General features: G+C 51.6%; 26 protein-coding genes and 2 pseudogenes. 12 read left to right on the top strand and 16 right to left on the bottom strand.

Features of this window, described 5'->3' with window-relative positions; all coding sequences use genetic code 11:
• Nucleotides 1-255: 255 nt before the first annotated feature.
• Complete coding sequence (locus KW838_RS22180; RefSeq protein WP_102698701.1) at nucleotides 256-996, bottom strand: winged helix-turn-helix domain-containing protein; 741 nt, start codon at nucleotides 994-996, stop codon at nucleotides 256-258.
• A 555-nt stretch (nucleotides 997-1,551) separates the two neighbouring features.
• On the opposite strand from KW838_RS22180, the gene KW838_RS22175 reads away from it, so the two are divergent.
• Nucleotides 1,552-2,385, top strand: a complete 834-nt coding sequence (locus tag KW838_RS22175) for an undecaprenyl-diphosphate phosphatase (RefSeq protein WP_218503610.1) — start codon at nucleotides 1,552-1,554, stop codon at nucleotides 2,383-2,385.
• A 54-nt stretch (nucleotides 2,386-2,439) separates the two neighbouring features.
• Here the strand turns inward: KW838_RS22175 and dusA are convergent, their stop codons facing one another.
• The gene (gene dusA / locus KW838_RS22170) at nucleotides 2,440-3,450 is read right to left on the bottom strand and encodes a tRNA dihydrouridine(20/20a) synthase DusA (RefSeq protein WP_218503609.1); all 1,011 of its coding nucleotides are present in this window, start codon (nucleotides 3,448-3,450) and stop codon (nucleotides 2,440-2,442) included.
• 103 nt (nucleotides 3,451-3,553) lie between these two features.
• Between dusA and KW838_RS22165 the strand changes: the two genes are divergently transcribed.
• On the top strand, nucleotides 3,554-4,678 hold the full coding sequence (locus KW838_RS22165; protein ID WP_218503608.1) for a site-specific integrase: 1,125 nt from the start codon (nucleotides 3,554-3,556) through the stop codon (nucleotides 4,676-4,678).
• Nucleotide 4,679: 1 nt separating this feature from the next.
• Here the strand turns inward: KW838_RS22165 and KW838_RS22160 are convergent, their stop codons facing one another.
• The 7 genes from KW838_RS22160 to KW838_RS22130 all read right to left on the bottom strand — a co-directional run bounded on the left by KW838_RS22160 (nucleotide 4,680) and on the right by KW838_RS22130 (nucleotide 8,120).
• The gene (locus KW838_RS22160) at nucleotides 4,680-4,955 is read right to left on the bottom strand and encodes a pyocin activator PrtN family protein (protein WP_218503607.1); all 276 of its coding nucleotides are present in this window, start codon (nucleotides 4,953-4,955) and stop codon (nucleotides 4,680-4,682) included.
• Nucleotides 4,952-5,986, bottom strand: a complete 1,035-nt coding sequence (locus KW838_RS22155; protein WP_218503606.1) for a hypothetical protein — start codon at nucleotides 5,984-5,986, stop codon at nucleotides 4,952-4,954. The genes KW838_RS22160 and KW838_RS22155 overlap by 4 nt, the downstream gene beginning before the upstream one ends.
• Nucleotides 5,983-6,285 carry a hypothetical protein gene (locus KW838_RS22150; RefSeq protein ID WP_256358934.1) on the bottom strand — a complete coding sequence of 101 codons (303 nt, stop codon included), beginning with the start codon at nucleotides 6,283-6,285 and terminating at the stop codon, nucleotides 5,983-5,985. Before KW838_RS22150 ends, KW838_RS22155 begins: the two co-directional genes overlap by 4 nt.
• On the bottom strand, nucleotides 6,282-6,698 hold the full coding sequence (locus tag KW838_RS22145) for a hypothetical protein (RefSeq protein WP_218503605.1): 417 nt from the start codon (nucleotides 6,696-6,698) through the stop codon (nucleotides 6,282-6,284). The genes KW838_RS22150 and KW838_RS22145 overlap by 4 nt, the downstream gene beginning before the upstream one ends.
• 51 nt (nucleotides 6,699-6,749) lie before the next feature.
• Entirely contained in the window at nucleotides 6,750-7,076 is a 327-nt protein-coding gene (locus KW838_RS22140; protein WP_218503604.1) for a pyocin activator PrtN family protein, read from the bottom strand.
• Between the two features lie 158 nt (nucleotides 7,077-7,234).
• Complete coding sequence (locus KW838_RS22135) at nucleotides 7,235-7,519, bottom strand: phage antirepressor KilAC domain-containing protein (protein ID WP_218503603.1); 285 nt, start codon at nucleotides 7,517-7,519, stop codon at nucleotides 7,235-7,237.
• Nucleotides 7,520-7,529: 10 nt separating this feature from the next.
• Entirely contained in the window at nucleotides 7,530-8,120 is a 591-nt protein-coding gene (locus tag KW838_RS22130) for a hypothetical protein (RefSeq protein ID WP_218503602.1), read from the bottom strand.
• Nucleotides 8,121-8,483: 363 nt separating this feature from the next.
• Here KW838_RS22130 and KW838_RS22125 point away from each other — a divergent pair, with 363 nt between their 5' ends.
• Nucleotides 8,484-9,782, top strand: coding sequence for an AAA family ATPase (locus KW838_RS22125; protein ID WP_218503601.1), 1,299 nt, complete (start codon nucleotides 8,484-8,486; stop codon nucleotides 9,780-9,782).
• Nucleotides 9,779-10,201 carry a hypothetical protein gene (locus tag KW838_RS22120; RefSeq protein ID WP_218503600.1) on the top strand — a complete coding sequence of 141 codons (423 nt, stop codon included), beginning with the start codon at nucleotides 9,779-9,781 and terminating at the stop codon, nucleotides 10,199-10,201. The genes KW838_RS22125 and KW838_RS22120 overlap by 4 nt, the downstream gene beginning before the upstream one ends.
• A gap of 28 nt (nucleotides 10,202-10,229) precedes the next feature.
• On the opposite strand, the gene KW838_RS22115 is transcribed toward KW838_RS22120, so the two are convergent.
• Nucleotides 10,230-10,877 carry a LexA family transcriptional regulator gene (locus KW838_RS22115; RefSeq protein WP_218503599.1) on the bottom strand — a complete coding sequence of 216 codons (648 nt, stop codon included), beginning with the start codon at nucleotides 10,875-10,877 and terminating at the stop codon, nucleotides 10,230-10,232.
• Between the two features lie 99 nt (nucleotides 10,878-10,976).
• Here KW838_RS22115 and KW838_RS22110 point away from each other — a divergent pair, with 99 nt between their 5' ends.
• From KW838_RS22110 to KW838_RS22090, 5 genes and pseudogenes are all read left to right on the top strand, one after another.
• Complete coding sequence (locus KW838_RS22110) at nucleotides 10,977-11,210, top strand: hypothetical protein (RefSeq protein ID WP_218503598.1); 234 nt, start codon at nucleotides 10,977-10,979, stop codon at nucleotides 11,208-11,210.
• 331 nt (nucleotides 11,211-11,541) lie between these two features.
• Nucleotides 11,542-12,060, top strand: coding sequence for a phage regulatory CII family protein (locus KW838_RS22105; RefSeq protein ID WP_218503597.1), 519 nt, complete (start codon nucleotides 11,542-11,544; stop codon nucleotides 12,058-12,060).
• A complete protein-coding gene (locus tag KW838_RS22100) occupies nucleotides 12,053-12,280 on the top strand; it encodes a TraR/DksA family transcriptional regulator (RefSeq protein WP_218503596.1) in 228 nt (75 codons plus the stop codon). Before KW838_RS22105 ends, KW838_RS22100 begins: the two co-directional genes overlap by 8 nt.
• A pseudogene (locus KW838_RS22095) lies at nucleotides 12,270-12,554 on the top strand (conjugal transfer protein TraC); the annotation flags it as partial. The gene KW838_RS22100 and the pseudogene KW838_RS22095, both read left to right, overlap by 11 nt.
• Nucleotides 12,548-12,967 (top strand): annotated as a pseudogene (locus KW838_RS22090) (lysis system i-spanin subunit Rz); the annotation flags it as partial. The pseudogenes KW838_RS22095 and KW838_RS22090, both read left to right, overlap by 7 nt.
• A gap of 17 nt (nucleotides 12,968-12,984) precedes the next feature.
• Here the strand turns inward: KW838_RS22090 and KW838_RS22085 are convergent.
• Nucleotides 12,985-13,326 carry a hypothetical protein gene (locus KW838_RS22085; RefSeq protein ID WP_218503595.1) on the bottom strand — a complete coding sequence of 114 codons (342 nt, stop codon included), beginning with the start codon at nucleotides 13,324-13,326 and terminating at the stop codon, nucleotides 12,985-12,987.
• A gap of 259 nt (nucleotides 13,327-13,585) precedes the next feature.
• Here KW838_RS22085 and KW838_RS22080 point away from each other — a divergent pair, with 259 nt between their 5' ends.
• Together KW838_RS22080 and KW838_RS29975 are read left to right on the top strand one after the other, a co-directional pair.
• The gene (locus KW838_RS22080) at nucleotides 13,586-14,380 is read left to right on the top strand and encodes a DNA adenine methylase (protein WP_218503594.1); all 795 of its coding nucleotides are present in this window, start codon (nucleotides 13,586-13,588) and stop codon (nucleotides 14,378-14,380) included.
• Between the two features lie 682 nt (nucleotides 14,381-15,062).
• Nucleotides 15,063-15,218, top strand: coding sequence for a DUF4113 domain-containing protein (locus tag KW838_RS29975; protein ID WP_371317884.1), 156 nt, complete (start codon nucleotides 15,063-15,065; stop codon nucleotides 15,216-15,218).
• A 74-nt stretch (nucleotides 15,219-15,292) separates the two neighbouring features.
• Here the strand turns inward: KW838_RS29975 and KW838_RS22070 are convergent, their stop codons facing one another.
• The 5 genes from KW838_RS22070 to KW838_RS22050 all read right to left on the bottom strand — a co-directional run bounded on the left by KW838_RS22070 (nucleotide 15,293) and on the right by KW838_RS22050 (nucleotide 20,544).
• The gene (locus tag KW838_RS22070; protein ID WP_218503593.1) at nucleotides 15,293-16,660 is read right to left on the bottom strand and encodes a hypothetical protein; all 1,368 of its coding nucleotides are present in this window, start codon (nucleotides 16,658-16,660) and stop codon (nucleotides 15,293-15,295) included.
• 353 nt (nucleotides 16,661-17,013) lie between these two features.
• Nucleotides 17,014-17,772, bottom strand: a complete 759-nt coding sequence (locus KW838_RS22065) for a GNAT family N-acetyltransferase (protein WP_218503592.1) — start codon at nucleotides 17,770-17,772, stop codon at nucleotides 17,014-17,016.
• A gap of 130 nt (nucleotides 17,773-17,902) precedes the next feature.
• Complete coding sequence (locus KW838_RS22060) at nucleotides 17,903-18,619, bottom strand: HNH endonuclease (protein ID WP_218503591.1); 717 nt, start codon at nucleotides 18,617-18,619, stop codon at nucleotides 17,903-17,905.
• 244 nt (nucleotides 18,620-18,863) lie between these two features.
• Nucleotides 18,864-20,270, bottom strand: a complete 1,407-nt coding sequence (locus tag KW838_RS22055) for a hypothetical protein (RefSeq protein WP_218503590.1) — start codon at nucleotides 20,268-20,270, stop codon at nucleotides 18,864-18,866.
• 58 nt (nucleotides 20,271-20,328) lie between these two features.
• On the bottom strand, nucleotides 20,329-20,544 hold the full coding sequence (locus KW838_RS22050) for a hypothetical protein (RefSeq protein WP_218503589.1): 216 nt from the start codon (nucleotides 20,542-20,544) through the stop codon (nucleotides 20,329-20,331).
• An 812-nt stretch (nucleotides 20,545-21,356) separates the two neighbouring features.
• On the opposite strand from KW838_RS22050, the gene KW838_RS22045 reads away from it, so the two are divergent.
• Nucleotides 21,357-21,707 carry a DUF6124 family protein gene (locus KW838_RS22045; RefSeq protein ID WP_218503588.1) on the top strand — a complete coding sequence of 117 codons (351 nt, stop codon included), beginning with the start codon at nucleotides 21,357-21,359 and terminating at the stop codon, nucleotides 21,705-21,707.
• Nucleotides 21,708-21,953 lie beyond the last annotated feature (246 nt).

The following is a 21,953-nucleotide window of genomic DNA, read 5'->3' as shown; positions in this document are numbered from 1 at the left end:
ATCGGCAGGGGAGTAAAGACTCCCTTGGAAGTAATCGAAAGGCAGGGTCTGGGCCCAAAATTGGCCCTCGATAGGTTCCACTCGATCTACAGCTGCAGAATAAACTCTTATTGTTATGGTCCGATGTTGCCTCGGTGATTGAATCGATAAGTGCCGTCAGTATGAAATACAAAAAAAACGATGAAGTCGAGACCTTTGTATCCTTGAGGAGAATCGCCTGTTGAATTGATATTAAAGCGCCATCCCTGCTGTTCGTCAGGGGGTCGAGATCAGCCCCCTCATCAACCGGTACCCATGCCCCCGGATGCTCTGGATGGCGTTTGTGCCGTACATGTCCTTGATTTTTCCACGAAGGCGACTGATCGATTTTTCCAGCGCCCTTGGGTCATAAAAGTTGGTGTTGAGCCCCATGATGTTGGCGATTTGATCGTGGCTTAGTATGTGGTTACTGGTTTGTGCAAAGGCTTCCAGAATCTTCATTTCTGCAAAGGAAATGTCCAGCTTCTTGCTGGTGCCCAGTAGACAAATACGGGTGGGGTCCAATATCAAATTGATATCTCTTTGCCATTCTTCACTGTTGAAGAACTCGCCGAGCAACTCAGAGCTTTCATCGGATAGGGTATTGAACTTGATACAGTAGTCGGCCCCCGCAAGATAGTACTTGATCTTGTTGTAGCTGCCTCGACCCGTGATGACTGCGCAAATGATGGGTTTCAAGTTGCCGGTGCGCAGGTTTTCCACTAGCGCGAGGCTTTCCTCGAGGGCCTGGGGGCTGTCGATGATGATGAAGATGGCGCGGTACGAACCAGAGCGTTCATTGTTCTTGAATGAACTAGTGTAGGCGTTGGCCTCTAGTGCCATATCGGTCCGCACATGCCTTGCGACTAGCGCTCTAAAATGTTCAGCCACGCCACGGGTACGACCCAGAGTGAGAACTCCGGGTTCATCGTTAGTCTGGCGCGGGCTTCTAGTCGCTAAGTTCCCTGTAAGCATCATGCATTGACTCGAATAGGTGCTGACATCGGGATGTTAAAGCACCGGTTCTCATCTGTGACTGACAATTGGTAACATTTACGCCAATTTTAGACGTGGCTCCCGAGTTTTCTAACAATAGTTAAGCTTTTCAAGCTTTTAGTTGATTTTCTCGGCAGGCTGAACTAGTGAAATAGCGTCCTTAGATGGTGGCAATATGGAATTGTGCCACTATTTTGAAACGATGGCGATTTGTTTTTATGTCCTTTTGCCACTGTTTGGCCCACTACGTGCCATCATTCAGGCCAAGGTGCTCAATCCAGTAAGAACACAAATACTGTGAGAGCGATCACACTTTATTGAGTGGCGAGACTTTTTTCTACTAATAGCCTAAATATTTTCCGCGCTGTTCGTACCCGGACGATTATTAACATGGCTTGAGTGTGTCTTTTGATAAGACATATTCTCCCTCGCTACATCAGGTAATGGGTGTGGATGTCTCGATTGTTTTGCTTGAGCTACTCAATATCTGAGTGCAGTTGACGGATCGTTCCCAAAGAACGGTCTGACGGAGGATTGATGGATTTCTGGACCCTTTTCAAAGTGTTGGTACTGGGCGCGGTAGAGGGCCTGACTGAGTTCTTGCCCATCTCCAGTACGGGCCACCAGATCATTGTTGCGGACTTGCTGGAGTTTGGCGGTGAACGCGCCATGGCGTTCAATATCATAATTCAGCTGGGCGCCATTCTTGCCGTAGTCTGGGAGTTTCGCCGCAAGATTACTGAGATCGTCAAAGGACTGCCGACCCAGCGCAATGCACAGCGCTTCACCCTGAACTTGCTGATCGGCTTTCTTCCAGCCGTCGTTCTGGGAGTCTTGTTCGCCGACCAGATTCATCACTACCTGTTCAACCCGATCACCGTGGCCGTCGCATTGGTCGTGGGCGGCATTGTCATGTTGTGGGCGGAGCAGAGGGACCACGTGGTGCACATCGACCATGTCGACGACATGCGCTGGCCGGATGCGCTGAAGGTAGGCTTCGCGCAGTGCCTGGCGATGATACCGGGCACTTCCCGCTCTGGATCGACCATTATCGGCGGGTTGCTGTTTGGCCTGTCGCGCAAGGCCGCCACCGAATACTCGTTCTTCCTGGCGATGCCCACCATGGTCGGTGCGGCGGTGTATTCAGGCTACAAGTACCGGGAGCTGTTCCAGGCCGGCGACCTGGCGGTTTTCGCCCTGGGCTTCGTCACAGCGTTCTTTTTCGCCATGATCGCCGTGCGCGGCTTGCTCAAGTTCATTGCGAACCACAGCTATGCCGCCTTCGCCTGGTACCGGATTGTTTTCGGATTGTTGATCCTGGCGACCTGGGTATTCGGATGGGTGAACTGGACGGCGGCGGCCGCCAGCTGACCGGCGAGCCAGGCGGATCAAACCGCCTGGCTTAATGGCGAGAACAACCGGGCATCAACGCCCTTCAAGCAACCCGGCCGCTTGATCCAGCAAGGCCAGGGGCTCCTTGGCCTTGTGGATATCCACCGACAACAACTGCCGAAACTTGCGCGCCCCCGGGAACCCGGTGCCGAGCCCCAACACATGGCGCGTGATGTGGTGCATTGAACCGCCGGCATCGATGTGTGCCGCGATATACGGCCGCAACTGCGCCAGCGCTTCGGCACGGGTGATCACCGGCGCCGTACTGCCGAACAACTGCTGATCCACCTCGGCCATCACATAAGGGTTGTGATACGCCTCGCGGCCCAGCATCACGCCATCGAACGTCTGCAAATGCTCGTGGCAGGCCTCCAGCGACTTGATGCCGCCGTTGAGAATGATCTCCAGCTCCGGAAAATCCGCCTTCAACCGCGCCGCCACGTCATAACGCAGGGGCGGAATGTCACGATTCTCCTTCGGCGACAAGCCCTCCAGAATCGCAATCCGCGCATGCACGGTAAAACTGGTGCACCCGGCATCCCGCACCGTGCCGACGAAATCACACAACTCCTCGTAACTGTCCCGGCCATTGATCCCGATACGGTGCTTGACCGTCACCGGAATCGACACCGCATCCCGCATCGCCTTCACACAATCGGCCACCAACTGCGGATGCCCCATCAGGCACGCGCCGATCATATTGTTCTGCACCCGATCGCTCGGGCAGCCGACATTCAGGTTCACCTCATCGTAACCATGCTCCTGCGCCATGCGCGCACACGCCGCCAGGTCCAGCGGCACACTGCCGCCAAGCTGCAGGGCCAGCGGATGCTCGGCCTCGTTGTGACGCAGGAACCGCTCGTGATCACCGTTGAGCAAGGCACCGGTGGTGACCATTTCGGTGTAGAGCAGGGCGTTTTTCGACAGCAGGCGCAGGAAGAAGCGGCAGTGGCGGTCGGTCCAGTCCATCATAGGTGCAACGCTGAATCGCCGCGACAGCACGGGGCTTGTGTTTGTTGGGCTGGAGTGGGTGTTCTGTACCATTTTGCTCTACATGTTTTTAGCGTGTTTTTGGGCGTTTTCGGGCGATTTTTGACTCTCGGTGGTACGATGTACCACTTCAAAACTGACGCGTACCACTTTCGATATGGCGACTATCAGGGCAAGAAAACTGGCGGATGGGACCGTGAGCTACACGGCTCAGATCCGCATCAAGCGCGACGGAGTGCAAGTCTATCAAGAGAGCCAGACATTCGCCCGGAAACAGGCTGCTCAAGCCTGGGTGCGGCGACGTGAGGCAGACCTGGATCAACCAGGTGCTATCGAGCGCGCGAACCGCAAGGGAGTCACCGTCGAGGACATGGTCAAGCAGTACTTGGCCGAAATGGAGAAAGTCCGGGCGCTGGGCAAAACCAAGGAAGCTACCCTTAATGCCATTGCTGCGTCGGACTTTGGTAAGACCATTGATTCCGACATCAACAGCCAACGGTTGGTGGGTTTTGCGCTCTGGCGAATGAGCAAGGAGGGCGGTGGCGTCCAGCCTCAGACAGCAGGGAATGATCTCGCGCATCTCGGTGCTGTCCTGTCTATTGCGCGGCCTGCTTGGGGGTATGAGGTCGATCCGCATGCGATGGCGGATGCTCGAAAAGTGTTGAGGAAGTTGGGTTACAACATGAAGAGCCGAGAGCGCGACCGACGACCGACCAAGGGGGAGCTGGACAAGCTGCTGGAACACTTCGTCGACATGCAACGGCGTCGCCCCAGTTCGATCAACATGCTTAAGGTTATTGGCTTCGCGGTGTTTTCCACACGTCGGCAGGATGAGATCAGCCGAATCCTGTGGGCGGACGTCGATGAAGCGAATCAGCGGGTGCTGGTGAGAGATATGAAGAACCCCGGGCAGAAGATTGGCAATGATGTTTGGTGTCACCTTCCCGACGAAGCCTGGCGAATTCTGCAGAGCATGCCAAAAGAACGTAGGGAGGTTTTCCCGTACAACTCGTCGTCGATCTCCACTGCTTGGGCGAAGGCGTGCAAGTTTTTGGAGATTGAAGATCTCCACTTCCACGATCTGCGGCACGACGGCGTGAGCCGGTTATTTGAGATGGATTGGGATATTCCACGAGTGGCTAGTGTGTCCGGACATCGGGACTGGAACTCGTTGCGTAGATATACCCATCTACGCGGGAAAGGTGACCATTATGCCGAGTGGCCGTGGTTGGAGAAGATCATTCAGGCGCCCGTTAAGCTGGGCGCCTGGGGCAAGCAGTGAATTAGCGGGCTCGGCGGTATCCGTTGAGCTGGTTGAATTCCTTCACTGCGGCCTCCCGTTGCAGATCAAGATAAGCTGCCAGATCAGTGATGTGAATACCCTTGGCGCTTTTCTGGCTCGACTCCATCCGGGTGATGGGGATTTTGATCTGTCCGGCCATGACCTTACGCTGGAACATGTCGGTAGTCAGGTGTGTGAAGTAGTCCTTGCAGACCTGTTCCAGTGGCACGATGGCCCGGCCGTTGTACTGAGCCATCAGGATAAAAGCAGTGTTCATGCTGCCTCCTGAACCACAGTTAGATTTTTATGCCAGTCGCAAAGTCCATACGAGCGGCAGCAGGCCGTCGCATCCGTGGTGGTGATTATGTCGTACTGAGTTCCACATTTGATGCTGGCTAGGAGTCGAGAAGAGTAATGGGGCTGAAAATTCCGGAACAATTGGTTACTCGTACCCTTTGGGCTGTTTGGTGGTTGTCCATCGGTGGTGCAGGTCTGTGGCTTCTCGTCGGATCTGTTTCTTACTGGGTTAAAAATGGAATGTTGCCGCCGGATGCCGCTGGATGGGTACAAGCAGTCGGTTCTGTTGTAGGTATTGCAATTGCCATTGCGGTGCCTTGGGGGCAAAAACGCCATGAGATGGCTGTCAGAGATGATGAAAGGCGCACTCTTGAAATTGCGCAATTTGAGCGACTTCTTTGCTTGTGCACTGAGGTGCGCAAAGTAGTTGTGCTTCAAACTCCCGCTAGAGGAAAGCACGAGCCTCACTTCGCTCGGGAGTACTGCAAGGGTATTTATGCCGATCAGTTGTTCAGGCTCACAGAAATTCAAAGGGGCGAGCTCAATGCTCAGAGAATGAGCATAGGGCTCAGTCTTAGATTTGAGCTTCATGGTTGGGTGAGTTGTTTCGACGGGGCGGAACCTGCGACGACTGAGGATGTGTTTAGACGAGTTTTGACCAGTTTGCCTGTTCTTGAAAGTATCGAACGTCAAGCTGGAGATGAAGTCCGTAAGCATGGAGGGCGGGCGTTCATTGGATTCTTTTGAGCGGCTAAGTTTGTTTGATGACGATAGTCCCGTATACCCCATGACGGGCTGCGCGAGCGGGCGACTCTGAGCGAACAGCGTTGCATCAGTAGTGGCAGCCTCGTGCAGCTTTTCGTCGGCTAGACGTGCTTCGGCAGTGGCGATGAGAGAGGAAATAATGCCTGCTGCTGCACCGCAGAGACTGTTTGTTTCTGATGCGTCGACGCTCCTGGCATTGCGGAGCAAAGCGGTCGATGTCAGGGGGGTGTTCTGTTCCATCTTCATGCCGCTTTCCTCCGGTTTTCGATAAAGAGGTGATCCATCAGGCGCTGGTTAAGCGTGAGCCGTGCTTCGGTGGCATTCTGGCTCATGTGGCCTCCTTGATCGGGTCGGTAAGCAGCAATGCGTTGCGGGTATCCTTGTGCAGTTTTTCGCAGGGCGTCTTGGCCAATCAGCGTGGTCAGTTGTCGATCGAACTCTTTTCGAAAACGGGTCACTTCCCGAAGTCCGGTCACGGCCTTCGTCAGCTGTTGTTGCAGCTCCCCCGCCACTTGGGGCGTGAGGCGTAGGAGGGCGCGTTTCATGCTGCGGCCTCCTTTGCGGGCTCCAGCAGGATGGTCATCTCTAGTGCTTTTTCGCGGAGGATGATGGATTCACGCTCGAGCTTTTTGCCGGTGCGGAACGCGGCGAATGTCTCGGCGGCGATCCTGAGTTTTTCGGCGATGGCCAGTAGGGTTTGGCGTTCTGGCTCTCCCAGTTTCGAAGCAGCCAGTGCGCGCTCGTAGTGCGAGTACAGTCGCTTGTGTTGATCACGTGCCTGGTCAAGCGAAAGCTTTAGGTTGTGGATCTCCTCCGAGTTGGCGGCGTGTTGAAAGGCTTTGCCTTCGTCGATGCCCTCGACGCTGCCGTCGATGAGCCCGCCGCGATAGCCGGCCCAATAGGTGAGGCCGGCGAGCAAGATGAGGACGATCAGCGCGCAGATCTGTATTGCGGTCATGTGGTGTGCTCCTGGTTGTTCTACCTGGCCGGTGGTGGCGGCCGTTTGGGATTACTGGGCCTGCTGGATTGAATCGATCTGTTTCTTTGCTTGCTCCTCGTCGGCCGAATAGGCCCTTATGTCAATCCACGACGCCAGGTGGCGGATGTGGACGTACTTGAAGGACTTGCGGCTGTCTTTGAGCGTGGTCACGGGCAACGGGATGCGGCCATTGTCGAGATCGGACGCGAACGTCTGTTCGTTGAGATTGCGGAAGTAATGCAGGCGAAGTTTTTCCAAAGGAATAAGTACGTCACCGAAGGTGCGATAGAGCAGTTCAACGGTTACGGTTTCCGGTGCCGGCATTAGTCGGAGTAGGTTCTGATTTGTGTTGCTCATGGGCTTGCGTGGCCTCCTTGCGATTGAACCTTGACGGATGATTCCAGGCGTTTAGGCAGTGGCGCTTGGTCAACTCCCGCAGATGGTCGGGCACTTCGAGGAGCGCGGCATTGCGCTCCTCACGAGTACGCATGGCGATGATCTGGCGGGCGTATTCCCTAGGCCACGTCACGGTTGTCTACCGGGATGGCAGGAAGCACCAATCCCAATTGTTCGGCCAACCAACGAATGCCGGGTTGTTTGACCCGGGTCGATTGGCTGTACTGCATGCCAAGCTGGTCGTGATACCAGTGGCTGTCCTTGGTCCGCAGATACTCGCCATCACGGGTGGGGTAGGCCGGAAGGTTACGTTCGTTGAGCAGACCCTTTTCACGCATAGCGATGATGAGCTTTGGCCGGGTTAGACCGAGTTGGCTTGCGGCTTGGGCGAGTGTGCGTTCCATGGCATCCGCCTCATACGGCGTGTGCGGCAGGTGTTGCCGCAGCAGCCAGGTGATTGATTGACTCGACGATCTTGCTGTAGATCTCGGCATCGGAACCGCACACGGTGAAGCACTTTGTACGTGGGCTTTTGATGCCGATGCTCAAGATGGTGGTGACGCCCGGGCGGGTGTGAGTGCGGTGGATCGCAACGTGGAGGGGCAGTTCAAAGCCCATGTCGAGGCTTAAGACGCCACCGGTGATCACCCGTTCGAACACACGTTGCTTGTCCCGAATATCAAACCGACCGTATATGCGGCTTGCGTGAGGCAGGTACTCTTGGTCGTCGGTGTTGCTCGGGCCTGACGGGCCGTTGGCGATTTCCTCTATGAAGTCGGCCAGCTTGAGGTGCATCTTCTTTTCGTTGTTCAAGGTCAGTGTGTGGCGTTCGCTGTCCAGCTCAACGACGAAAACGGTCTCGGTTATGCCCCGTTCAACCCTAAGGAGAAATGCCAAGGCTTCACGCCTGGGTACCGATCGCAGTACGTGGTTGAAGGTTTCGGTCAAATTGACCTGGGCGTTAAGCAACTGCAGGGTGCGGTTGTCGAGTTTGAATTTGCTCATGCCGCTCGTCCTCCGCCGTTCGGGTTGAATGGTGTGGACGGGGTACGGGTTTTCTGCTTCGGTTTGGTGGTGACAAACGTGCAGCCGCATTCGCGAGCCAGGCGGCGAATTTCGAAGATTCGGAAGGGCTCAGCAGCAGCTGGGTGGACGTGCAGGGTTGCTGTGGTGTGCATGGTGTTGTCTCGCTCTGTGGTGGAAGAGTGAGATAAAAATAACCTCAAAGGTTATTTTGTCAACAAAAAACAATCTCAAAGGGTGTTTTCTCTTCGGCGTATTTCAGAGCGACGCTATTGTAAGGCCATCATGTTGTGAATTATTCTTCACTACCGGTGGCGCAGAATTAATAGGATGGATTGTATTTCAATGGAAAAGTTAATAATTGAAGATTTTTTATCAATAAAAAAAGCTGAGGTTGATCTAAAACGAATAAATATTTTCATAGGGCCTCAAGCCAAAGGTAAGAGCCTGATTTCTAAATTGATTAGCTTCTTTAAAGAAATTCCAATGACTCTGCAGGAGGCTGGGGTTGATGAAAAATCAAAGCGCCAATTTGACTCTGATTTGAAGGCTAAGTTTGAAAGTATTTTTCCAAAGTATGGTTGGGAAAAGTCGAAGTTCAAGATTGGCTATAGTTGTGATTATTATTCTATTCAGATTTCGCACGATAAAACCAATGCTCAATACAAATGGTGTATAAAATATTCTGATAGTGTGCTGAAAACGCTGACTTCTGCTCGTAAAGTATACAAGAAGGCAATGATAGAGGGGGCTGATGGTAAGTATAACTATAAAATTCGCTCTGAAGCTATGCGTGAGTTGCGTGAGGTTATTATTCAGGGGTTGTATGGTGAATCGGCTGATATGAGGTTGGAGCAGGTCTTTTATATACCTGCAGGGCGTTCGTTTTTTGCAAATCTACAGAAAAATGTATTCTCTTTTATTTCTTCAAGTATTCCAATTGATCATTTTTTGAAAGAGTTTGGGGCTATATATGAGCGTACAAGGGAGAGAGGTTTTATAGAGTTTGCTCATACGAGGCGGCCAAAGTCAGTTGAAAGAATTGTTAACGATCTGATTTGTGGAAGTTATCTCTCGGAAAAAGGGCAGGACTGGATTATTAGTTCGCAAGGGCGAGTCAATCTTTCAAATTCTAGTTCTGGTCAGCAAGAAGTTTTGCCGATGGCAATGGTTCTTTCAACATGGCCATATGCTTCTTCAGTTAATTTTACAAGAAGCTTTATTGTGGAAGAGCCCGAGGCCCATTTGTTTCCTATTGCGCAGGGGCAGATAGTTTCTCTCATAGCGTCTGCATATAATGCTCGTGATAAGATCAGTAGTTATACGATTACGACGCATAGCCCCTATATTTTAACGGCATTTAATAATTTGATTCAGGCAGGGAACGTGCTTGAAAAGACTAGAAGTTCAAGTGAGCGTGCTCAACTAGCCAGCACAGTTCCATTGGAGCAGATAGTTCGCTTTGAAGACGTAACGGCGTACTTTGTTGATAGAGGAGTTGTTAAAGAGATAATGGATCATGGGATGAACCTTATTGATGCGAGTGCAATTGATAACGTGTCCGAACATTTTGCGCAGAAATTTGAAAAGCTTATAGATATGGAGTTGGAGTTTGTAGAGTCTGGGACGGAGCTAAGTGAATGACTGCTCATTGTATCGTGCCTACAAAAAATCCAATTTTAACATTTGAAGAGCAAAAGTCGGTATTGCAAGTTGTTAATAAAGCTAGGCGGCAACTTGAGCGCCATCAGGTTGATGGGTGCTTGATAGTAAATGGGATAAAGTGCGACTGGTTGTTGGTTGATTCTGTTAGTGGAAGGGAAATATATATTGAATTGAAAGGTTCTGATATCAAGCACGCAGTAGATCAGATATGTGCAACTGTTGCTGCTCTTACAAAAAATGTAAAGGATATCAAACTTGGATATGTGATATGTACCAAGTGCCCTCTTGACTCAACCGCTGTACAACGGCTGAAAAAGTCAGTTTTAATGAGTCATAAGATTAAATTGAAAGTTCAGAAGACTGTCCATCGTGAAGATATCGAGGCGATGATTGCGTGATTTGAAGGGAGGGCGTCGCCCTCCTTGCTTATAAGTCTGAAATTTTCCATCTTGCTCTACCGCATATAACCCACTCTTCAGTCATTCGGATTATACGTTCAGGCCAGTCTGGGTTTAGAGCATATAGATACTGTTCGTTTCCCTCCTGTTTCAATTGCTTGAGCGTTGCAGCTTGATCCCTGGTGCGTTTTGCAGCCACAAAATGCCCTGGAAAAGCCTCTAACGAAGGGTCAATGACGATTTTGTCTCCCTCAACGAATTTTGGCTCCATGCTAATACCTTCAACGCGAAGGATGAATGCTCGTGGACCAACAGGCCCAGGCGCATCAATCCATTCCTCAGCATCCATGTGGTCGAAAAGCCCATGAGACTCGCACCAAGCACCTGCTGCGATTGATCCAATGACCGGTAATTTACGACCTGTATGACTAAGCACCGTAGCATTTCCGAATTCACCCAGTCCGTAGGGCATGTCGAGGAAGCCATTGTGTAATCCTAGTGCGGTCTCAATTTCGCGAGCAATCTGATCGCCAATTCCTTTCGTAGGATTTTTACCTCCGAACGCGCTCACTTGCGCAGGCGCTTTGCCTAGAAGGTCCGCGACGTCAGTCAGGCGGAGCTTCCTTTCGGCCAAGATTCGTCGGAAGTTCTGTAAGCGGGTGTCTGATATTTTCATTCGCCGATTCTGGAGGGATTAACCTTTTAGGTGAATGTCCGATGAGGTGTTGCATAAAACAACCTCATAGGTTAATTTCTAGCTCTGGAGGTATATCCCATGATGCTACGTGAATACATCAACAGTCTGGACTCAATGGAGCTTGCAGCCTACGCAGTTCGTTGCCGCATTGCTGTGAGCTACCTGAGGTTGCACATTAAATATGCCAGCAAAGACCCAAGTGTCTCATTGATCAAATCATTGGCTATTGAGAGTGAAGGCTCGGTTTCGCTAGCCGAGGTACTGGAGCATTTCGGAATCACCGAGTCTGCCATTACGAGTAAAGCAGCTTAGAAAGAAAAAAGGCGACCAAAAGGCCGCCCAGTTCCTCCCGGCAAGCGCCACCACAGCGCTGTCGGGTCGCAGTTAAGGTCGGTGGGCACACCACATGCTAACCACCTTCTTTGACCGCGCTTTCCAAGGCACGGAATGCCTTGGTGTTGCTGCCTTTTCCACCACAGATTGGGCAGCGGTTGCGCCAGGGGGGAACAACGGATTGTTCGCCCCGGCACGGTGCCGGTGTCGATCCTGAAGATCTAGCCGGCGTTTGGGCCCTTTCAAGCCACGCGGCAATGTATCACCACTACAAGTCGTGTGGCACTGGCAACTTTTAAGGATTAATGCCATGAGCCGAATTGCTCTGAGTTCTGTTGAGCGGGCGCAGCGTGAAGTTCTGCCGCTCGACCTCGCGCTTTACCATGCCGCTCGAGACTACCCGGGCGGTGCCTCGGCCATCGCCGCCACCACCGGCAGGAATGCCACCACACTGCAGCACAAGCTTTCCCCAACCCATCCCAGTCACACGGTGAACATTCAGGAATTCGGCGAGATCCTGGAGCTGACCAAGGATCGCCGCATTCTGGATGCGGTGCATGCGTTGGTCGGTGACACGACTTGGCAGGAATTGACCGAGGCGTACACCAACGACATGCCTGAAACGTTGACCACAGGCATTGCTGAGTACTTCCGGCAGGTGGCGGATTTGGCTGACACCTGGGCCAAGAGCATCGGCGATGGAGTGGTGACCGACGATGAACTCGCCGCGATTCGTCTGCAGGTGTTTCGGGGGATTCAAGGGCTGCTGGGTATGTTCAACCGCGCCACGTACGTTAACAAGACGACGCGGAGTGCTGACCGTGGCTGATATTGCTGATTTCGCTAACGATTTGGTGCAGGAGCGGATCGATCAGGCGCTGGCGGCGCGTAATTCCGCCAAGTCTACATCGGTGGTTCATTCGTTTTTGTTCTGCGAAGGGTGTGATGAACCAATCCCTGAAGGTCGCCGAGCCGCGTCACCGGGTTGCACACAGTGCGTGCAGTGCCAGTCTGTGGATGAACAGCGGGAGGCCCGTCATGCTCGATGAGATGTTGGGGCAATTCGCAGACTATGGCCTAGAGCCTGGGCAACCGTTGATTTTCGGCAAGCTGACCCGCTGTAAAACGGCGCAGGACAAGGGCAAGGAAAAGAACGGTTGGTATGTTGTCCATGAGTACCGAACGGAGAAAGGCGAGACGCTGATTTTCGGCAGCTTCGGTGATTGGCGTTCGGGTGAGACACAGAAGATCAAAGTCAAAGCCGGGCGGATGTCGCCAGAAGAGCGTGAGGTGATGCGTGCTCGGCAAGAGGATGCCAGGCGGGGCTGCACCAGTCAGACCTCGACGCCATCAACAATGCTGCCGCCACCGCGCAACGGACCGAGCAGGACAAACGTCTCGCTCTCGAGCAGCGTCTGTCGGCCAGCGAGCAAACCCATTACAAGGAACTGAGCGATGCTCAAACGAAACAGGCTCGCCTGCGTGATCGCCTTGCCACTGCTGATTTGCGGCTGTCAGTCCTCCTCGACAGCACGGATTCAGCCAGTGGCTGTTCAGTGCCTGCCAGCTCCGGCGCCGGCGGCGTGGTTCATGGAGGAACGCGCGCCCGACTTGACCCAGCGCATGCTCAACGAATTATCGGCATCACCAATGCCGGTGACCAAGGACTGATTGCACTCGCGGCCTGTCAGTCCTATGTACGGGCGCTGATGCCGGATTTATCTGTCGCCCGGTAACCCAAGCGGCTGAGCTTTCAGGTGAAGGTGCGCAACTTCGCAGTGAGCTCGCTGATGTGCTTGTCCTTGGCCATCAACTGCCAGTTGCTTCGAGTCTCGATCTCAGTCGCGAGCCTGTTCGCATCTGCCGTTTCAGCTTTGGCGGTGGTCAATTGAGAGCGGAGGGCATCGCGCTCGTTGGCAGCTTTGCTGTGCATCTCAACCAGATTGAAGATCTTTTCCCGAGCCTGGCGCAATTGCAGGGTCAGTTCCTCGACTTCATTTTCATAGATTCGGAGCTGATGCCGGCAGGTTTCAAGCGGTGTCGGGCAGCCGAGCCAATCGCTGGTGTCTTCGATTTCGTACTGTTCCACGGTCACACCTTACGATTACTGGTGTTATATACAGTAGTTGGGGTGTCGCGATCAGGCGAGAGGAAGGCGACGAACTGCTGAGTCGGCATTTCGGCTTCGTATTTTCATCCACGTAAAAAGAGCGACCGGATTGGATGCGTCAACATCCAGCCCGGCCGCCGTCCCCGCAGATGGTCCCTGCAAGCCCGGCCTAGGCTCTTGCTCCGTGCACAAAGCGCGGCGAGCCTAGCACCTGTTTATATATACAGTAAAGGTCTTGCTCCCTATGTCTACTCCCATCATTCCTTGGATGGGCGGCAAACGCCGCCTGGCCGACCGCCTCATTCCACTTTTCCCACCGCATGAATGCTACGTTGAAGTCTTTGCCGGTGGTGCCGCGCTGTACTTCATGCGGCCCCAGGCCGCGCCCGTTGAAGTCCTCAACGACATCAATGGCGACCTGGTGACGCTGTACCGCGTCGTGCAGAACCATCTCGAAGAGTTCGTGCGCCAGTTCAAATGGGCGCTCAGCTCGCGCCAGGTGTTTGAGTGGCAAAAGATGACCCGCCCCGAAACCCTCACCGACATCCAGCGCGCCGCCCGATTCTTCTACCTGCAGCACCATGCCTTCGCCGGCAAGGTCACTGGGCAGACTTTCGGTACCGCGACCACCGGCCCGGCCATCAACCTGCTGCGGATCGAGGAGAACCTCTCGGCCGCCTGGCAACGGTTGTCTGGCACCTACGTCGAAAACTTACCCTGGCTCGAATGCGCTGAACGCTACGACCGGGCCCACACCTTCCACTACATGGACCCTCCTTATTGGCAGACCGCCGGCTATGGCGTGGACTTTCCATTCGAGAACTACGAGCGGATGGCCGACTTCATGCGCCGTTGCAAAGGCAAGGTGATGGTCAGCATCAATGACCACCCGGACATCCGGCGCGTGTTCGAAGGTTTTCATTTCGAGACGCTGGGCATCCGCTACTGCAACACCAACCAGCGGCAAGGGAAGGCCGAAGTCAGCAGCGAGCTGGTGTTCATGAACTGGGAGCCAGCAGCTTTGGGAGGTTTGTTCTGATTAACACAGAGGGAATCCCAGCCAACCAATTCCCCATAGCTGCAGCAGTTCTGTGAGTTTTATTAGGAACTGAATAGTTGCTGTTAACAGTATCAAGATATTCATTTTTTTCTCGATAGAGTACGGCGCCGCTTAAAGTGCGCCGCTGGGATTTTAGGAGGTTGATATCTTGGCGATAAGGTAAAGCAAAATAAGTGTGTGCGTCAATGTGGGAGCGGATTTTTAATATTTTGGCGTGGAGATATGTTTGGTGTCACTAAATCACTAAATCGCTAAATCGCTAAATCGCTAAATCGCTAAAGCGTTAAAGCGTTAAAGCGTTAAAGCGTTAAAGCGTTAAATTAAATTAAATTAAATTAAATTAAATTAAATTAAATTAAATTAAATTAAATTAAATTTTAGATGATTGTGTAAGTTCATAAATACAAAGATGGATAGATCGTAAGTAAAAAATGACGAATGTGTGCAGCGTGGTTCAGTGTCGACGTGGCGAAGTAATATGGGAGCCAAGATTCGCGAATGAAGAGCGTGCAGACGTCCGCTTGTTGACCAAGGTAACTGTTGATGCGCTTGATCGTGTATTCCGCCGGAGGATTCAACTACAGCAAAGCAGCGGTGATGCTGCTGCTTTGAGGTCGGCCAGGAGATTACGGCGGCCCAAGCCACGGACGCGACTCGGGTGATGGCGGTGCTAGACCAGATCAACGGGCGTTGGGGGAAGGCTATTCTTCGAGCCGCCAGTGTACGGACGAATCTCGATTGGGGGATGCGACGGGAAATGATGAGCCAGAGTTACACCATCAGAGTGGATCAACTATGGAAGATTTACTGCGCATAAAGCCTCACTGGCGACAATGACCATTGGTCATTTCTACTCTTACGGAAATAGATGTATTCAAGTATTAAGTACTTTCAAATAATTGTGCCAATGCGCTCGCGGTCCCATTCTGATACATCTTCTTCACTGAATGCCCCTGTCCAAGGCTCTTTGAATAGCGTTTCGCTTCTAGCATCCGCTAGCCAGTCAAAACAATCGCCAAACTCATAATTAGCTACTAAGTATTCGGCTATTTCCCATTGTCCAAGAAAAAACAAACTTTTTATTATTTGCTCTGGAGCTCTGACCATCCCTAGCATGGTGTCGGATATGCCATCTATGCCTCGTTTGTCGAGTTCCGCATGCGTCTTATATAGATTATATAAAAATGGGTATCGCTCTCCGTAGTGAGAGTCGTTGGTTAATCGATAAAGAGTCTCGATGTCAATCATTTGCTGGATGTTGAGGCTTTTTCTTATTGCCTCCATGGCTTCTTTTTCTTTTGTGTTATAGTTAAGGATGTCTTGTAAAAAGTCTATGGATTCTAGCTCGATCGCTGCAATATCAAATTCTTTGTCAGAAAAAGAAGTTCGATATTCTGCAATGTCGTTTGTGATGCACCAGGCATCAAAGAATACAATAAAGGTTTCTAAGGTTGCCTGTAGTAATGGTAAGGGAGCTCCTATTATGTGGGAAAGTTGATGGCTTTGTTGGATGCGTGTTAGTGCGCGACTAAAGTCATTTGAGCTTAGTTTAAATTTTTCTTGTATTTTTGCTTTGGTTTGGATGAATTCTTCTGTCCCCCAGTAAGAGCGTTTTGGGAGAACCTTGGCAATCAAATATAGATCGTGCCTAGATAGCTTTGATGTTCTATCGCCATAGCGCAACTCTTCATCCATCGCTTCATTTAGCAGGTTAAGGTCTGATAGATGGTTTTCTAATTTCGAGAATTTGTCGCGAAGTACCTTTACATTTATGAGATAGGTTTCCACAAGGTGTTTCTTGCTTTCTTTATCAAATGCGTATCTGAAAGTCTGTCCAGTAGGATCTATTTTAGCAATGTCAGAGATGGTTTGATCCATTTTTTGTATTATTATTGAGTAGCGAGGATCAATCCTTATAGAGTTTGTCTTGATGAAATTCCAAATTATGCCAATGTCGTGAGAGCTTGCGAGATTAAACTCAATTATTGGGGGGAGCAATGATGAGAAGTTTATTAAATAGTTGGCTGTACCTTTGAGATGCAACTCAACCGCATGGCGCATGTTGAAACAAATTGGATACACAAGTAGGTCAGGGGAGAATTTTACTCCGCGTGTTGCTAGTACGTTGTAAATAAGACTGTTGGCGGCAGTTGAAAAGCCTTTGGCATATTCAACGTAGCTGGGCTGCCCATTGTCTCCGACACAAGCATTTGCCCAAGTAGGTTCGCCTCCTTTAAAACTGGAATTTTGGCCTTTCAAGATAGTGGCTCCTGTCTGGTGCAATCTCAAAGAATGTCCTTTGGCCACATTCGCCCCATATCGCCCTCTCTAGCTGCCTATGGAAACGCATGCGATTCATTCGTTGTTGTCGGCTTTATAATCATACTGTTCGTGTTTGTTGACGCTAGCTTTTAAGGCGACTTGCCCGAGGCATCACCAACATCTTATCTGAATGCAGGATATAAACCTACGGGGGCAAGGAGCCGATTTTGGCTGGAAGCAGTTTGTCAATCTACTTTAGATTAATCTTCGTTAGGGGTGCTGAAACTCAGCTTGAATTCACCACGGACGGGGCGCCAGGCGGTTGCTTTGACCCAATATTGGCACGACCCTCAATCTGGAAGGTTGATGACGTCCAGATACCAACCATAGTGGTTTGGAGTGAGCTTGAGGCCGACGGTCGCCGCTTCTGAGTGCTTAGCTTTGCCAATGAAGATTTGTCCGTACCAACAAATCTCAACTACTGGATCTTGAAGCATTGGCTCGTTAGCCACAGAAACTCGATGAGCTAACTCTAACGTTCGATTGTCGGCATTCAACCTAGCCATTGTGTAGTACACGCGATCAGGCTTCCCCTTGCCCGAATCGTTGTATAGAACGCTACTGGGATAAATACGTATTGATATCATCTCCAAGTCATCTCCCCTTACGTTCTCGTGGCGTATCTTGGAAAGCCGCTGCATGTAGGCATTGTCTTGGTGATCCGAGTACCCAGTATTTCTGTGCACCTCGAAGCCCATGCTTACCCAGAATTCCACAGAGCTTTTTGGTTCACATTGAACTACGAGAACGGCATTGCTCCGGGCCTCCTCTCTGCGTATGGCATCCACCACAAGCGCTCGCCCAATGCCTTGTCTCTTAAGGTCGCTTCTTACCTGCAGAATGGAGCTGGGTGAAATCCCGTATGTTAGAAAACCAACAGATCCTCTAGCATCAGTGAAAACCGTCATCTCTCCCTCGTCCAACGCCTTTTCGATCAAGTGCCAATTGTGGATAAAGCCCTGTCCATCTCGAGCTTCAAGCACTAGCCAATCATGGATGAATGGCAGATCAGCCTTCACTGCTGCGCGAATACGTCCTATCACAGTCATGCTTAATCCTTTTAGTAAGTCATAGCCTCTCAGACTTAATATTGGCAGTCATTTGGCTTGCTCAGGGCGTGAAGAGGCAGGCTAGGGTGTCTATGAAACTAGGGGCGATTCATGGCCCCATTGCGGAAAGTCAGATGAATAGCTGCTTTTTGGCTTCCTCAATCGAAATCCATTGTTTCTTCTTTGCGATTGCACGATGAAGCAAGCGATGACAACTTGCACACAGTAGCGCCATGTCCTTCACCTTGGTTTTTGTTTCACCAATCATGCTTAGAGGAATAATGTGGTGACACTCAAACATCGAGTCTCTGATGGCTGGCTCAACGTTGCCTCCTGCTTCGCCACAAACATCGCATTCCAGGTCGCCTAACTTTAGGCGCTTGGCTATTACCTCTTTTCGTAACTTTGACCTTCGTTCTCGCTCAACATGAACCCTGGTCGCTGACTTGCCTTCGGCGAACTCTTCTTCAACGTCATCAGACAGAAGACCAACAACAGCTTCTGTGCTGTAGCGAATAATTTCAGCCAACTCATGAGTGCGTATTGGATCGGTGCCAAGCTCTGCCCATATTTCGCGGTCAATCTTTGCGGTATTTGAAAGACCTCTACCTGTTGAAACGCTGCGAAGATTTTGCAGCTTAAAAGCAACACCAGCTGGATTTCTAAAAGTCTCATCGCGAGCAGCATGGCTGTGATGCGGGAACCCTCTTAGAGTTTTAGAAAGCTCACAAACTCTCTCGTCATCAGATCCTGGAATTTTTCCATCGAAAGCATGGTAAAGATTAAGTGCAAGTATCACTTCCTCACGCGACCAGTCAGGATTTCCTTGCCCCTTAGTAACCGCCATTCATCGTGCCCCCAGCGTTGGATTATTTGCAATTGAAGCTCAATTCCCAGTAAAAACGTAGCCCTTCTGAACGTTGACACTAGACCATTTGCCATCTATTACCAACGACTGCAACCGACCCAAAGCAGCCCTTCGTGAAGGGCAGATATCGGCCTTTAGTGGTCATTAAGATGTGCCTACAAAATTAGCGCCAATTCAGAGCATGGGTTGCCCTACGTTGAGCTCGTAAATTTTCAAGGAGGATCTATTGCCTCATACGCGCCAAATGCGTTTCGAGAACAGTCGCATAACGCTCCAGTAACACACCTAAAATCCTGTCAACAGAGCTAGTAACCACCTCCTGGAGCGTGTCGGCGTCAGCTAATGGCCCAACATAGTGGTTGGTCCACATTGCTTCGCCAACAACGCAGTAAGAGGCTTCAAAGTGACCGTTCTCAAATGAGATTTGGTGCACAAAGCCCACCCTCGGTTCTGCCGATCCAATCTTACTAAGAAACAGCGTAGTTCTTACCGCGCGTGACCATTCCGCTACAACAGGACCTTGGCCGCCAGCCTCAAATCCGAATTCCTGGATGCGAGCCATGAAATTATTAAAAAATCCTCCTAGCGCACGGAGGCAATCACGCTGGGATTGTTCTAATAGAGCGCCGTCAGATGACTCCGTGAGCTCCCGGATTCGTTGCAGGTGCTGGTCGATAGGGTTGGTCATTGTTATATCCGTCGAAGCCGAAACAGAAGCAAGTGCATTTGCCAATTCGTGTGTATCTTGAAAGCGCATATCAATTCGCTGCTGAAAACCAACCTTAAAAATTCGGCGTAAGCGTTCCCAGCGTGGATCAGTAGTTGTGCTTTCAGAAAACCGGGCTAGCATCGCCTCATGCGGCATTTTGCCAGTCGGATCCACCAAGACTCTTGGTGCTGCACCGGTTAACACATAGAACAATATTGCAACAAGCATGGTCACGTCCGACCGCGTATCCCGCACGTGATGGCTTGGTGCGTACTCCGGAAGGCGTAAAAACCGATTCCCAAGCTCCTGGCCTGGACCGGTTAGTAAATCCCCGAATTTATTCTCATCGGGAGCAGCCCATCCCATTCCGAAGTCAATGAGAACTGGAACAGAGGCATTACCATTACATAGGATGATGTTGTCCGGTTTGATATCGCGATGAAGCACTCCAGCAATATGGCATTGCCCCACAATATTGATAAGGCCGTTCATTACCCGCAGCGCAGTATCGATGTTCTGAGGTTGACCGCTGCAAAAATCAGCCAAGGTCGGGCCTTCGACCCATTCCACGATAGCGTACAGTGGCTTACCGACGGACCTCCATTCGTCCACGTTATTGAGGAGGACACGGGGCACGCCGCTCGCATCGAGTAGATTCAGTAGGTGTACCTCCTGCTGCATTCGGTAACGGCGCTCCTTCGAGTTCAAGTGCTCAGGGTGCAGCGTCTTTAGTGCTCCGATGCGGCCATCGTAACGGTGGCGCACTTGGGCGACTTTTCCTTGGCCGCCACTGGCTGTTTTTTGTCCTTGAGTGTGCTCCCAGTCGACCAGTACTCCATTACTCGCACCATCAGCAGTATCTCTATCCATGTTTTTGTCAGTCATCGCTTTGTTTGTCGGTCGAATTTTGCCATCTGCCAATTGGCGATCGTCAGGCTTGCTTGAGACGACCATGAAGTCGTTTCGAGTAGGTTGAAGTCTAGCGGAGATCCATGCCCTTAAGCCGAGCTAGGCCCTGTTTGATATGGCCTGCATTTTCCCCCATCGCTTCCAGAGCACCTCGAACATTACCACCGACGTCTGCGGAGCCCCTATGCTCCACCCACAGCGTAAGTTCCATTACTGCGGCCTCCAGCGCCAGCTGGTTGTGGTAAATCCGTTCTAATACATCCGGCAGCGAATATTCACCTGACATGGACCGACTCCTTTCGAGAATGCTCCAAGCATAGCAGCGACAGTGCCCGTAACAGGAACTACAAAGTGATCGCTTAGATTTTGCTACGGAGACGGCAGGATGGTCGTCGAATTAAATGCGATCGGAGCAGGTGCGGGCCACTAGCATCAAATGGCGGACACGGATGAAAGCGTGCAAGGGGGGGGCGAGGAGATTTTCTTATGAGGGCGGAAGTTTACGGCGGATGAGGGAATGGTGATGGTACAAAACTGGTACGAGTAAAAAGGTTGTTGGCTGCTGGCCTTATAAATTGCGGATGTTGGCGTTAGTTGGTCCAATCCATCATCGGCGCGACGGAGAAACGGCGGGAAAGCGGGGCGGGTGTAGCGTTGGCTGCGGACATTGGCAATCTGGAATCGGTGAGGCTGGGAGGTGGGGGAGTTTATCAGGAATGGGATGACGGGGCTCAGGAGTCCGAATACCGGCAATCAGGTCTGTTTAATTCAGCACGAAAATGTCGGAGATTTCCCGCAACACACGTCCCCATCGCCCACATTGCACTGCCTCAGCCACCCGGATAGCCTTTTTGTGTCGCTGCACATTCAGCGACAAGGGTGTGGAAGCCCTTCACAAGATCTAGGCGCACAGGCGCCACCTGAATTTAGGCAGGCGCTTTTTTCATGTCTGCTGTTAAATTATGGCGGCTGTGCGCGGGGCACCTTCGGGTGCGCCGGGTTCCTAGATCCCCGGTCTTCCACACCTGCGCACAGCTGCCACCCATCATGTGGAAGTGATGCTGGCAGTTCCTTCATTCAATTCTAGGAACGACAACAATGAAAAAAATCACGCCTGATCCTCCGGTTGCTTCAGCAGCTTGCGACTCACTTGATCTCGACCAGCTATCCGAAGCCAGCCATCGCATCGTCAGTAAACGCCTGCGCAACCCCAATCACGCTGACCCCATCTGTCACGTCTTTACCATCCTTCCCGACGTCGACACCGAAACCTTGCTGTGCCACGCCTGCGAAACCCTCGCTTCGCTGAATGTCCTCACGACCGATCTGGCCTGCAAGCTCGAAGGCTCGCCGCGCAGTCTGGCGCTGTCGATTCAGCAGTTGGCGGTGGTGGGGGAGTTGTTGGTGAATCGGGCGTTGGATAATGTTGATCCGGCTGGTGGGGTGTAAAGAGTTGTCGAGCAGGAGCGTTGGTGGGGGATTTTGGATTCTACGGTGTTAGCTAGCGATATCGAGGCACGGTAGTTCATGTCTTCACAAATGCCCAATTTTCCGGGGGTATGCTCGGCGAATTATCGACATTACCGATGCTGGCAACCAAGGATTGAGTCTTGGTGGTCTGTCAGGCCTATGCCAAAAAAGTTTCAGTACCGAAGTGAAAAAGAGCGACTGGTCTGGATGCGTCAACATTCAAAC

The sequence above is a fragment of the Pseudomonas sp. PDM27 genome (assembly GCF_019219205.1).
In the GTDB taxonomy this organism is placed as follows: domain Bacteria; phylum Pseudomonadota; class Gammaproteobacteria; order Pseudomonadales; family Pseudomonadaceae; genus Aquipseudomonas; species Aquipseudomonas laurylsulfatiphila.
This window is presented reverse-complemented; position numbering and strand designations above follow the sequence as displayed.